The organism is Arthrobacter koreensis, from assembly GCF_009193255.1.
Taxonomy (GTDB): domain Bacteria; phylum Actinomycetota; class Actinomycetes; order Actinomycetales; family Micrococcaceae; genus Arthrobacter_B; species Arthrobacter_B koreensis.
The window spans coordinates 26,026-37,326 of sequence record NZ_WACG01000010.1; the positions used below are offsets into that span (position 1 = coordinate 26,026).

At 64.5% G+C, this 11,301-nt stretch carries 11 protein-coding genes; 2 read left to right on the top strand and 9 right to left on the bottom strand.

Annotation, left to right across the window (positions count from 1 at the left end):
• Positions 1-135 precede the first annotated feature (135 nt).
• From GD628_RS16245 to GD628_RS16255, 3 genes are all read right to left on the bottom strand, one after another.
• The gene (locus GD628_RS16245) at positions 136-1,341 is read right to left on the bottom strand and encodes a glycosyltransferase family 4 protein (protein WP_152275427.1); all 1,206 of its coding nucleotides are present in this window, start codon (positions 1,339-1,341) and stop codon (positions 136-138) included.
• Positions 1,342-1,419: 78 nt separating this feature from the next.
• Positions 1,420-1,815, bottom strand: coding sequence for a hypothetical protein (locus GD628_RS16250; protein ID WP_152275428.1), 396 nt, complete (start codon positions 1,813-1,815; stop codon positions 1,420-1,422).
• A 317-nt stretch (positions 1,816-2,132) separates the two neighbouring features.
• A complete protein-coding gene (locus GD628_RS16255) occupies positions 2,133-3,143 on the bottom strand; it encodes an LCP family protein (RefSeq protein WP_152275429.1) in 1,011 nt (336 codons plus the stop codon).
• Positions 3,144-3,244: 101 nt separating this feature from the next.
• On the opposite strand from GD628_RS16255, the gene GD628_RS16260 reads away from it, so the two are divergent.
• Positions 3,245-3,718 carry a DUF3515 domain-containing protein gene (locus GD628_RS16260; RefSeq protein WP_152275430.1) on the top strand — a complete coding sequence of 158 codons (474 nt, stop codon included), beginning with the start codon at positions 3,245-3,247 and terminating at the stop codon, positions 3,716-3,718.
• A 34-nt stretch (positions 3,719-3,752) separates the two neighbouring features.
• On the opposite strand, the gene GD628_RS16265 is transcribed toward GD628_RS16260, so the two are convergent.
• From GD628_RS16265 to leuC, 6 genes are all read right to left on the bottom strand, one after another.
• Positions 3,753-4,892 carry a D-alanine--D-alanine ligase family protein gene (locus GD628_RS16265; protein WP_152275431.1) on the bottom strand — a complete coding sequence of 380 codons (1,140 nt, stop codon included), beginning with the start codon at positions 4,890-4,892 and terminating at the stop codon, positions 3,753-3,755.
• Entirely contained in the window at positions 4,889-5,929 is a 1,041-nt protein-coding gene (locus GD628_RS16270; protein WP_091603902.1) for an NAD(P)H-dependent glycerol-3-phosphate dehydrogenase, read from the bottom strand. Before GD628_RS16270 ends, GD628_RS16265 begins: the two co-directional genes overlap by 4 nt.
• On the bottom strand, positions 5,926-6,684 hold the full coding sequence (locus GD628_RS16275; protein WP_091603895.1) for a lysophospholipid acyltransferase family protein: 759 nt from the start codon (positions 6,682-6,684) through the stop codon (positions 5,926-5,928). The genes GD628_RS16270 and GD628_RS16275 overlap by 4 nt, the downstream gene beginning before the upstream one ends.
• A 10-nt stretch (positions 6,685-6,694) precedes the next feature.
• Positions 6,695-8,020 carry a UDP-N-acetylglucosamine 1-carboxyvinyltransferase gene (murA, locus tag GD628_RS16280; RefSeq protein ID WP_091603992.1) on the bottom strand — a complete coding sequence of 442 codons (1,326 nt, stop codon included), beginning with the start codon at positions 8,018-8,020 and terminating at the stop codon, positions 6,695-6,697.
• A gap of 222 nt (positions 8,021-8,242) precedes the next feature.
• Positions 8,243-8,842, bottom strand: a complete 600-nt coding sequence (leuD, locus tag GD628_RS16285; RefSeq protein WP_152275432.1) for a 3-isopropylmalate dehydratase small subunit — start codon at positions 8,840-8,842, stop codon at positions 8,243-8,245.
• 9 nt (positions 8,843-8,851) lie between these two features.
• Positions 8,852-10,315 carry a 3-isopropylmalate dehydratase large subunit gene (gene leuC / locus GD628_RS16290; RefSeq protein ID WP_152275433.1) on the bottom strand — a complete coding sequence of 488 codons (1,464 nt, stop codon included), beginning with the start codon at positions 10,313-10,315 and terminating at the stop codon, positions 8,852-8,854.
• 143 nt (positions 10,316-10,458) lie between these two features.
• On the opposite strand from leuC, the gene GD628_RS16295 reads away from it, so the two are divergent.
• Positions 10,459-11,178: an IclR family transcriptional regulator gene (locus GD628_RS16295; RefSeq protein WP_055240772.1), complete on the top strand. Its 720-nt coding sequence runs from the start codon at positions 10,459-10,461 to the stop codon at positions 11,176-11,178.
• The last annotated feature ends 123 nt before the right edge of the window (positions 11,179-11,301 follow it).

Genomic DNA, 11,301 nt, shown 5'->3' on the forward strand with positions numbered 1-11,301 from the left:
CCGCCGCAACCGGCCGCACCGAACGACCCGGCAGACGCCGTGAGAGCTGCAGCGCAAGCAGGGCCGGGTCATCTCCAAGGTGTTCCACAACCGTGGAACCGGCGAGCGACAGGTTCTTTAAGACTCTTGTGGGGTTCATTTAGTGCTGCGGTTCCCGGAGACAACGGATGTCAGGAGCTCAACATAAGCCCGCCCCAGGCTCGCAACGTTTGCGTTGGCCTCCACCCAGTCCCGCCCGGAGGACCCGGTGAGCAGCCGGCTGCGGTCTTGTGCCAGTCCCTTCCAGAGTGCCGCAATCTCTGCCGGATTCGAGCGAACGATGTCACCGGCCTTCGACTCTTCGATGATCTGCCGGGCTTCGCCTAGCACAATTCCTGTCACGTGGCGTCCCACAGCCAATACCTCGTAGGTCTTCGATGGAATCGTGGTCTCAAAGGATTTCCAGTCATCCCGTAGAGAAATGACACAGGTATCGGCCCTGCGGTAATAGCTCATGACTGCTTCAGTGCCTCGCGCAGGTTCGAAAAACTCAACCGGCGCGCCCAGGGCTTCAGCGAGTGCTTTCAGCTTGCGCCGGTGAACTCCGTCACCGACCATTGTCAGCCGGACGGTGTCAGATGCCTGCGCCGCCGCCATGATGACTGTCTCAAGCCGCTGACTTTCGCCATGATTGCCCAAGTAGAGAACTTCCAGGCGGTCCGCTTCCGCGGGAGGAGGAGGCAGCAGTTCCCTATTCGCGGTGTCAATGCCGTTGCTGACGGTTGCCACGTTCTTCAATCCGCGTTCCCGCAGCGTCTGTGCAAAACCATAGGTCACGGTAACAATGAGTTCGGCGCGCTGCTGGATGGCAACAATCGCTCTTTCGGCAAGGCTCTTGGCGCCGCCCTGCACGAGCCGTGCATCCCGGGCGATGTCCGGCCAGGCATCCCGCATATCGGCAACGAACGGGACACCCCGCAGCTTCGCCACGGCAAACCCAGCACCGAGAATTGGCAATGAAGGTACGGTGGCTATCACCACGTCGGGTTTAGGTCCTGCGAGGGCCGCGAGCACACTGCAGGTGGCTGAAAAGCACTGGTCTGCGAACCGTCCCAGCCGCGTGGTGCGATGGAAAAGATATGGTGCCCTGCGAATGGTCTCGCCATGGCGTCCCTTGTCCGTGCGAAAGGCACGGCCGGCTTCCTTCCTCGGAAGGGTCCGCCTCCCGGACGAATGCGCAACCGGAGCAACAACTTCCACGTCCCATCCAAGTTCGTGAAACGTCCGTATGAGCTGAGTCCAGCGGCGTTGCGGCGGGCTGTTCTCCGGCAAATATGAATGCGTCAGCAACTGTGCCCGCATGTGGTCCCCCCAAAATCCGAGGACGCACACGACGCAGCCCCCTAACAAACAGAGGCAAGTCTACCTAACGTTCGGGGACTAGTCGGTTCCACCTATGCCCGGTGTGCCTTTCTGCAACTTGATGTAGTACAGAACACCTGCACCTCCCAGAAGCAGGAAAACCAGCGTTCTAGTCAGCCAGTGGGTGCTCCAGTTCGTTTCGGAGGCGGAACCGGCGCGGTCAGCTGCGGCGACAACGGATTCTGAGGGAGTTGCCGACGGGGACGGCGACGCCGCCTTCGTGGCTGCGGGTGAGGCTTTTCCTGATGGCGCAACGGTTGCATCGGCAGATTCGCTGGGTGACGGGCTAGGCGCCGCGTCCTCCGGCCCTGCGTCGAAAATGTTGCTCACTGTGTCCGTAGCCGGGTCCCACCGAAGGTCGGTGTAGAACCCAGTATTCGCGTCGATCAGGTTGTTGGTTCCCGGCTCAATCAAGTACCCGGTCCCGGGGTGGACGGCGTAACCCGCAAATGGGTTGCGTTGGACGGTTGTCTGGGTCGGGCCGGGAGCGGGTGCAGGGGCCGGCGTAGGTGCCGGAGCCGGGGCGGGCACGGTCGAAGGCCCCGGTGCAGGTGTAACCTCCGGTTGAGGATCCGGCGTAGGCTCCGGCGCAGGGTCGGAGGGAATGACGATAGGGAATTCGGGAATCTGGGGTGGCTCCCCGTCTTCGGCATACGCGGGCAGAGCACCCAGACCGGCCGTCAGCACGGCAGCTGCTGCGGCCACGCGCAAGGCCCTATTCCTCGGGCTGCTCATCCTAGTCGTTCTCCATTCAGGCTGCGGGCATACTGACCCACAGTATCGCTTTTGAGGGCCTCTGACAGACCGCTAACGGCTGCCTCATCAGGCAGGACGATCGACTGCCCGTCAGTGGAAGTCCCAATCCCGGCATTCGGGAGAGTAAACACCTCGATGTCCCCGGCCCTGACCCCCCGCAATTCGATGGCCAGTTCGCCAACCCGCATCGCGTCCAGTCCCTCGTCAACGCTCAAGTAGGGCGAAATAGCCCCGGTGGCGGCAGATAGACGCACCGGGTTGGCCAGGGTCTCAGCGGAGATCAGCTTTGTCAGCAGGCCGCGCATAAACGCCTGCTGGTTCCGAACCCTCTGGTAGTCACCGTCCGCGAACGCATAGCGTTCACGGACAAACTTCAACGCCGAGTCGCCCTGCAGGGTCAAAGGCCCGGCAGCGAAGTACTCACCATTGGCGCCCTCTGACTGGAAGGCCTGGGCGTTGTCCACTTCAACCCCGCCCAGGGCCTCAGTGAGGCCCTTGAATCCGTCGAAGTCAATGACCGCTACGTGGTCGATGGGCACACCAATCATGTCCTGGACGGTCTCGACCATCAACGGCACTCCGCCAAGGGCCATAGCGGCGTTGATCTTGTGCTCGCCGTGGCCCGGGATCTGAGTCCAGGTGTCGCGCATAATGGACATCACGTACACCGCGGAGCGGTCTCCGGGAACGTGCACAAGCATCATCGTGTCGGACCGCGCGTCCGCTCCGGGCTCCCGGGTATCAGAGCCGATCAGCAGGATATTGCGGGAATCCGCAGCCGCGCTGGTCTTTTCCGGCGAGTTCTCCGGGATGGCACCCGCGATAGTTTGGGTCCCTTCGTTGAAGGTCCGTGCCAGGTTCCACACATACCCGCCGGCCACGGCGCCCGCAACAAGAACCAGCACCAGGAGCACGAGGATAGTGGCCCTCACGGGATGCCGCTGCCGAGCCCGTTCCTCCTGTACGTCCGAAAAGAAGTCCGTCACTGATCAATCCTTCTACTTACCCTTGTGGTTTTCGTCAGAGCCTACTACCGCGGCACCAATCCGATTCGAGGCACACGCGGAAGGCCGGATACGCTGGGAGCATGAAATTCCTTCCGGCAGCCATATCAGCCGGCTCTCTGGTTCTGGCCGCGGTCCTGACCGGCTGCACTCCCGCCGCAGACGTCGAAGCCGCTCCGGACGCGGCGAATCCGGACTGCGCCACCGTCATGGTGTCCATGCCGGAGAACCTCGCAGGCGCGGACCAGCGGGAAACCACCAGCCAGGGTACCTCCGCGTGGGGCAGCCCGGCCGAGATCATCGTCCGCTGCGGAGTTCCTGTTCCCGGCCCCACGACCGACGCCTGCGCAACGGTGAACGGGGTGGACTGGGTGCTGCGCGAAGAGGGCAGCCTGTGGACGGCCACAACGTACGGGCGGGATCCCGCGGTCGAAGTACTGTTCGACACCGAGAAGGTTGCCTCCTCCACCGTGCTGGTGGAGCTTCAGAACGCCGTGTCCCGCATCGAGCAGACGCGCGAATGCGTCGCCACGAGCGACGTCGAGCTTCCGGGCTAACCGAAAAAGGCTAGCCCGATAGTCCGGACAGACGCTAGCGCAGGCCTGTTGGGCGCTCGAGCGCCAGGGAAATGAGCTCGTCGATGAGTTCGGTATACGGCAGCCCGGACTTGGCCCACATCTGCGGGTACATGCTGATCGGCGTAAAGCCGGGCATGGTGTTGATCTCGTTGATCACCAGGTTCCCGTCCGGGGTGTAGAAAAAGTCGACGCGGGACAGGCCCTCGGCGCCCACTGCGTCGAAGGCTACGGCCGCCAGTTCCCGCACCCGGGTGGTGACGTGGTCGGGCAGGTCTGCCGGGCAGCTCAGTTCCGCTGCGGCGCCATCAACATACTTCGCTTCGAAGTCGTACCACTCGTGGCCGCCGTCATTGACTGCGATTTCGCCGGGCTGGCTGGTGCGTGGATCATCGTGTCCGCGGCCCTGCAGGACGGCCACCTCGATTTCACGGCCGGTAATGCCGGCTTCGATGACAACCTTGGGATCGTGCTGCCGTGCCGTTTCGACGGCGGCACGCAGCTCCGCTGCTTCGGTCACCCGGGTAATGCCCATGGATGAGCCGGCACGCGCCGGCTTGACGAACAGCGGGAAGGCAAGCTTCGAAGCGCGCTCCAGGCATGCATCGGCGTCCTGGGCCCACTGCCGGTCCGTGATGACCTCGTACGGTCCAACGGATAGGCCGGCGGCCGCGAACACCACCTTCATGTAGTGCTTGTCCATGCCGACAGCGGAGGCCAGGACCCCGGCGCCGACGTAGCGGATATCCGCCATTTCCAGCAGGCCCTGAAGCGTGCCGTCCTCACCGAACGGTCCGTGCAGCAGCGGCAGGACGACGTCGATCCGTCCCAGGGAGCGCGGCATTGCGTCGGGTGCGTGGGAGACGAGCTCCTGGGAACCGCCGTCGCTGGAGATCACGACGGATTCGGGACCCGCAGTGATCTCCGGCAGGGACGCCGAGCGCAGGGACCACAGTTCCGGGTCCACGGAGACCAGCGACCACTGGCCGTTGCGTGCGATGCCAATGGGAACGACGTCGTACTTGCTGTGGTCGATTGCCTCCAGCACACCGGCCGCGGTCACGCAGCTGACCGAGTGTTCGCTGGAGCGCCCGCCAAAAAGAACGGCTACGCGCGGCTTGGAGCCGACGGCGGAAGAAACGGGCTGGACGCTCATGATGCGTGTACACCTTCGGGTTTGAGTTCGCGGGCCAGCAGGCGCGGGCCCAGTTCGTCTACTGAAATGGCGCCCTGCAGCACTGCAACGACGTTCTCGGTAATGGGCATGTAGACACCCAGCTGGGTGGCACGGTCCAGCACCGCCTGAGCGGACTTGATGCCTTCCGCCGTCTGCGCCATGGTCTCGGTCACTTCATCCAGGGTGAGCCCCTGGGCCAGGAGCCGTCCCGCGGTGTGGTTCCGGGAGAGCGAAGAAGAACAGGTGGCGATCAGGTCGCCCATGCCGGAGAGGCCAAAGAGCGTTTCGGTCTTGCCTCCCAGCGCTACGGCAAGCCGGGTGGTTTCGGCCAGGCCGCGGGTCATGACCGATGCCTTGGTGTTGTCTCCCATCTGCTTTCCCTCGCAGATGCCCACAGCCAGCGCGATCACGTTCTTGACGATCCCGCCGATCTCCGTGCCAATCACGTCCGTGTTCGTGTACGGGCGGAAATACGGAGCCGTACAGGCTGCCGCAATCCAGCCGGCAACGGCGAGGTCCGAGCACGCCACCACGGAGGCGGTGGGTTCCTCGCGGGCGATTTCCATGGCAAGGTTCGGCCCGGAGAGCACCGCAATGCGGTTCTCAGGCCACTCGAGTTCCTCGGCGATGACCTGGCTCATCCGGGCGTCCGTTCCAACTTCCAGCCCTTTCATCAGGGACAGGATCACGGCGTCCTTGGGAAACAAGCTGCGGAATTCGCGCAGCCGCTCCCGCAGGGTTTGGGCCGGGACCGCGAGGACCACCAGCTGGGCTCCCGCGAGCACCTCCGCAGCGTCTGCGGAGGCCCGCAGGTTCGCCGGCAGGACGGTGTCCTTGAGGTACCGGGTATTGCGCCGGGTGCTGTTGATTTCTTCGGCTGCCTCGGGCCGGCGGGCCCAAATCTGGACCTCGGCCTTGCGTGCGGCTCCGGAATCCGCGGCGATCTTGGCGAACGTTGTCCCCCAGCTGCCCGCGCCGATCACGGCCACTTTTCCGGGAAGAGAGTCGGTTGTCACTTCTTCTTCTCCTCTTCAGGATCGTAGCCGCGTCCTACCGCCTTCTGTCCCTTGCGGGACGGATCCCAGCGCTCAGCGGGGGCAGTTTCGCCCCGCAGGGACGCCACTAAGGTGCTCAGCTCGGCCATGATCCTCTCCGTTGCTTCCTCCAGCACGGTCTTGGTCAGCGGAACCCCGCGCAGGTCTGAGAGGTCAACCGGCGTACCGACCAGCACCCGTACCCGCTTGCGGGGAAACAGATGCAGCGTCTTGCCGTAGCGCGGCAGTACGTCCTGAGCGCCCCAGTGCGCTACCGGAATCACCGGCGCGCCGGTCTGAAGCGCCAGCCTCGCCGCACCGGTCCGTCCCTTCATGGGCCAGAGGTCAGGATCCCGCGTAAGCGTTCCTTCCGGGTACACGATCAGGGCGCCGCCGGCGTCGACCACCTGCTGGGCTCCCTCGAGGGAGGCCGCGGCGCCGGCTCCCCCGCGCTGGACTGGCACCTGCTGGGTGGCCCGCAGCGCCGGGCCGAGCACCGGGACCTTGAACAGGGATGCCTTGGCCAAATAGCGCGGCAGGATCCCCTGGTTGTAGAAGAAATGTCCCACTACGAGAGGATCGATTTCAGTCACGTGGTTCGGGCACGCGATGAATCCGCGGCCCTTCGGCAGGTTCTCCGTTCCTTCCCAGCTCCGGCCCATCATGAGGTTCATGGCAGGCCGGACAATTGTCGCCAGGATGGTGAACGTGACCCGTGACTTTCTCGATTCGCTCATGGAGGGAAGCTTACTTCCCGTCCGTGACGTCGAAGTCCGCGCCAAGGCCCTCGAGTTTGTCCAGGAAGTGCTCGTAGCCGCGGTTAATCAGTTCGACGCCGGTGACACGGGACGTGCCTTCGGCTGCCAGGGCAGCGATCAGGTGGCTGAATCCCCCGCGGAGGTCGGGGATGTCTATCTCCGCGCCCCTGAGCTGCACGGGTCCGGAGATCACGGCCGAATGGAGGAAGTTCCGCTGCCCAAACCGGCAGGGAATGCTGCCCAGGCACTCCCGGTGCACCTGGATGTTCGCACCCATCCGGATCAGGGCGTCAGTAAAGCCGAAGCGGTTCTCATACACCGTCTCGTGGACAATCGACACGCCCTCGGCCTGGCTCAGGGCCACCACCACCGGCTGCTGCCAGTCGGTCATGAAGCCGGGGTGCACGTCCGTTTCGAGGACCAGCGGATTGAGCTTGCCGCCGGGGTGGTAGAAACGGATGCCGTCGTCGTCGACGTCGAACGCGCCGCCGATCTTGCGGTAGATGTTCAGGAAGGCAGTCAGGTCCTGCTGGTTGGCACCTTCAACGTAGATGTCCCCCTTGGTGACCAGGGCGGCCGAAGCCCAGGACGCTGCCTCGTTGCGGTCAGGCAGCGCACGGTGGTTGTAGCCGGTGAGTTCCGGTACGCCCTCGATCCGGATCACGCGGTCCGTCTGGACCGTGATGATGGCGCCCATCTTCTGGAGCACTGCAATCAGGTCCAGGATTTCGGGCTCGACGGCGGCGCCGCTCAGTTCCGTAATGCCCTCGGCACGCACCGCTGTGAGCAGTACCTGCTCAGTGGCCCCCACGGAGGGGTACGGCAGCTCGAGCTTGGCGCCCTTGAGTCCCTTGGGCGCGGAAATCGAGATCCCGCCGGGACGCTTCTCCACCAGGGCACCGAAGTTCCGCAGCATCTGGAGGTGGTAGTCAATGGGCCGGTCGCCGATCTTGCAGCCGCCCAGGTCAGGAATGAACGCCTCGCCAATGCTGTGCATCAGCGGTCCGCAGAGCAGGATCGGGATGCGGGAGTCCCCCGCGTGGGCGTCGATGTCACGGGACGCGGCGGTTTTGGCGTCCTTGGGATCCATCAGCAGGTCCCCGGTGACGGGGTCCTTGGTAACCTCCACGCCGTGGAGCCTCAGGAGCGATGTGACAACGTCCACGTCCTTGATCTCCGGGACGTTGCGCAGCAGCGACGGCGAGTTGCCCAGCAGTGCCGCCACCATGGCTTTGGGAACCAGGTTCTTTGCCCCGCGGACCGGTACTTTGCCTGTGAGGGGTACACCACCACGGATGGTTAGAACGCTAGCCATGAACACCTGTTTCTTTCGTTTATAAATGCCCCCGAGGCCATAAGAGACTGCCTCCTAAGCATAGGAGCAAGCCTGCCTTTCCCGAAATAAACGGGCGGGCGGGAGCACGCCCTAACTCGCAGAGTCCTGCCTCGGGAGCAGAAAAGCAATGGGCCTTCCCCGAACGGGAAGGCCCATCAATAGTACTGCCGCAGCACAGCCCGGCAGAAACCGGGAGGGTACTTAGCTCCGGGCAGGAAGCGTCGTCGGCTTGAATCCGGGGCGGCGCGCCTCGAAAGCCGTGATGTCCTGTTCATGCCGCAGTGTCAGACCGATATCGTCCAGGCCTTCCAGGAGGCGCCAGCGGGTGTAGTCGTCAATTTGGAACGGCGCGGTGACGGTGCCGCAAATCACGGTCCGGGCCTCCAGGTCCACGGTCACCTCGGTACCCGGGGACTCTTCGAGGACCTTCCAGATCAGCTCGATGTCATCCTGCCCTACCTGTGCCGCGACGAGGCCCTGCTTGCCGGAATTGCCGCGGAAGATGTCCGCGAACCGGGAGGAGAGGACGGCGCGGAAGCCGTAGTCCTTCAGTGCCCAGACGGCGTGCTCACGTGAGGAGCCGGTGCCGAAGTCCGGCCCGGCGACCAGCACCGAGCCGGCACTGTAAGGCTCCTGGTTCAGGATGAACTCGGGATTCTTGCGCCAGCCGGCGAAGAGCGCATCTTCGAACCCGGTCCGGGTGATGCGCTTAAGGTAGACGGCGGGGATGATCTGGTCGGTGTCCACGTTGCTCTGCCGCAGCGGAACGCCGATTCCGGTGTGGGTGGTGATCTTTTCCATGGTGTTCTCCTAGGCGGCAGCGGTGGCGGTGGAACCGGCGGCTGCGCCGGGCAGGGGGTCAAGGTCCGACGGCGAGCTCAGCGTTCCGCGGACGGCGGTTGCTGCGGCGACCACTGGCGAGACCAGATGCGTGCGCCCGCCCTTGCCCTGTCGGCCTTCAAAGTTGCGGTTGGAGGTGGAGGCGCAGCGCTCCCCCGGCTCAAGCTGGTCCGGATTCATGCCCAGGCACATCGAGCATCCGGCAAAACGCCACTCGGCGCCGAAGTCCTTGAAAACCCGGTCCAGGCCCTCGGCCTCGGCTTCCAGCCGAACGCGTGCGGATCCCGGAACCACCATCATGCGGATGTTTGGATCCTTCTGCCGGCCGCGGATGATGTCCGCGGCAATGCGCAGGTCCTCGATGCGGCTGTTGGTGCAGGAGCCCAGGAACACGGTGTCCACCCGGATGTCCTTCATGGGCGTGCCGGCCTGCAGGTCCATGTATTCAAGGGCGCGCTCGGCCGCTGCCCTGGCGTTCTCGTCCCCGAAGTCCTCCGGCGAGGGAACCGACTCCGAAAGTGAAACACCCTGGCCGGGGTTCGTACCCCAGGTGACGAACGGCTCCAGCTCGTTGGCATCCAGGAACACCTCTTCGTCAAAGACAGCGTCCTCGTCCGTGACCAGGGACTTCCAGTGCTCGACGGCGGCGTCCCAGTCCGCGCCCTGCGGCGCGTGCGGCTTGCCCTTGAGGTAGGCGAACGTCGTCTCGTCGGGCGCCACCATGCCGGCCCGCGCCCCGGCTTCGATGGACATGTTGCAGATGGTCATGCGCGCTTCCATGGACAGCGAGCGGATGGCCGAGCCGCGGTATTCCAGTACGTAGCCCTGGCCGCCGCCGGTACCGATCTTTGCGATGACCGCGAGGATGATGTCCTTGGAGGTCACGCCCGGTTTCAGGGTGCCCTCCACATTGATGGCCATGGTCTTGAACGGCTTCAACGAAAGGGTCTGCGTGGCCATGACGTGTTCCACCTCGGAGGTGCCGATGCCCATGGCCAGTGCGCCGAAGGCGCCATGGGTGGAGGTGTGGGAGTCGCCGCAGACAACGGTCAGCCCCGGCTGGGTGAGCCCGAGCTGGGGACCAACCACGTGAACGATGCCCTGTTCAGCGTCGCCCAGCGGATGCAGCCGGACACCGAACTCCGCACAGTTGGCCCGCAGGGTCTCGATCTGGGTGCGGCTGACGGGATCCGCGATGGGCTTGTCGATCGCCAGGGTGGGGGTGTTGTGGTCTTCCGTCGCGATCGTGAGATCGGGACGGCGGAGTTTCCGGCCGGCCAGGCGCAGTCCCTCGAAGGCCTGCGGTGAGGTGACCTCGTGAACCAGGTGCAGGTCAATGTAGAGCAGGTCCGGAGCGCCGTCGCTGCCCTTGGTAACTACGTGCTCGTCCCACACCTTTTCGGCGAGCGTCCTGCCCGCTGCGTGCTCTGCCATTGCCATCTGCTCCTCGCCCGGCGCAGGTTCCGGCGCTATTGCCGGGTCCTGCGGAATCCTGATGGATTAAGACAACCAGCATCCCCGGCACCCTGCCAGTTTTCCGGCTTGCATCTCAGATATTGAGACGGCAATATCATCTTATGGACAACTCAAGCGGTGTGGGCGTCATCGACAAAGCGGCCATGGTGCTCGACGCGCTGGAAGCCGGACCGACTACTTTGGCGCAGCTCGTCGCGGCTACGGGCCTGGCCCGGCCCACCGTTCACCGGCTGGCACTGGCGCTGATGCACCACCGCCTGGTGGGACGGGACATCCAGGGCCGGTTCGTCCTGGGCAGCAGGCTCGTTGAACTGGCATCCGCTGCCGGGGAGGATCGACTGATCGCCTCCGCCGGCCCCGTACTGCTGGCGCTGCGGGACGCCACCGGGGAAAGCTCGCAGGTTTTCCGCCGGCAGGGCGAGTGGCGGGTCTGCGTCGCCTCCGCCGAGCGGCCCATCGGCCTGCGGGACACGATTCCAGTGGGCACCCAGCTGTCCATGAAAGCCGGCTCTGCCGCGCAGGTACTGCTGGCCTGGGAAGACCATGACAGGCTCCTCGAAGGACTGCAGAACGCCCGCTTCACTCCCACTGTCCTGGCCGGTGTCCGACGCCGCGGCTGGGCGCAGAGCCTGGGCGAACGCGAGCCCGGCGTAGCGTCGGTTTCGGCCCCAGTTCGTGGCCCCTCCGGCCGGGTGATCGCAGCAGTGTCCATCTCCGGCCCTATCGAGCGCCTAACCCGCCAGCCAGGGCGCATCCATGCCGAGGTTGTGTCCAAGGCCGCCCAGCAGCTCACCGAAGCACTGCGCACCAATACCGACTAGGTGTACTGAGACACCACGTTAGTTACACGTGAATAGGGTGAAGACCTCTTAGGTTTGGTGGTTACCACACACAGCCGAACCTAAGAGGTCTTCATGTCCCACGGTAATGCCCGTCTGGCTCCG

Excerpts from the sequence above, each read along its gene's own strand:
- GD628_RS16245 (WP_152275427.1), bottom strand. The coding sequence starts at position 1,341 with ATGCGGGCACAGTTGCTGACGCATTCATATTTGCCGGAGAACAGCCCG.
- GD628_RS16260 (WP_152275430.1), top strand. The coding sequence starts at position 3,245 with ATGAAATTCCTTCCGGCAGCCATATCAGCCGGCTCTCTGGTTCTGGCC.
- GD628_RS16265 (WP_152275431.1), bottom strand. The coding sequence starts at position 4,892 with ATGAGCGTCCAGCCCGTTTCTTCCGCCGTCGGCTCCAAGCCGCGCGTA.
- GD628_RS16275 (WP_091603895.1), bottom strand. The coding sequence starts at position 6,684 with ATGAGCGAATCGAGAAAGTCACGGGTCACGTTCACCATCCTGGCGACA.
- murA (WP_091603992.1), bottom strand. The coding sequence starts at position 8,020 with ATGGCTAGCGTTCTAACCATCCGTGGTGGTGTACCCCTCACAGGCAAA.
- leuD (WP_152275432.1), bottom strand. The coding sequence starts at position 8,842 with ATGGAAAAGATCACCACCCACACCGGAATCGGCGTTCCGCTGCGGCAG.
- leuC (WP_152275433.1), bottom strand. The coding sequence starts at position 10,315 with ATGGCAGAGCACGCAGCGGGCAGGACGCTCGCCGAAAAGGTGTGGGAC.
- GD628_RS16295 (WP_055240772.1), top strand. The coding sequence starts at position 10,459 with ATGGACAACTCAAGCGGTGTGGGCGTCATCGACAAAGCGGCCATGGTG.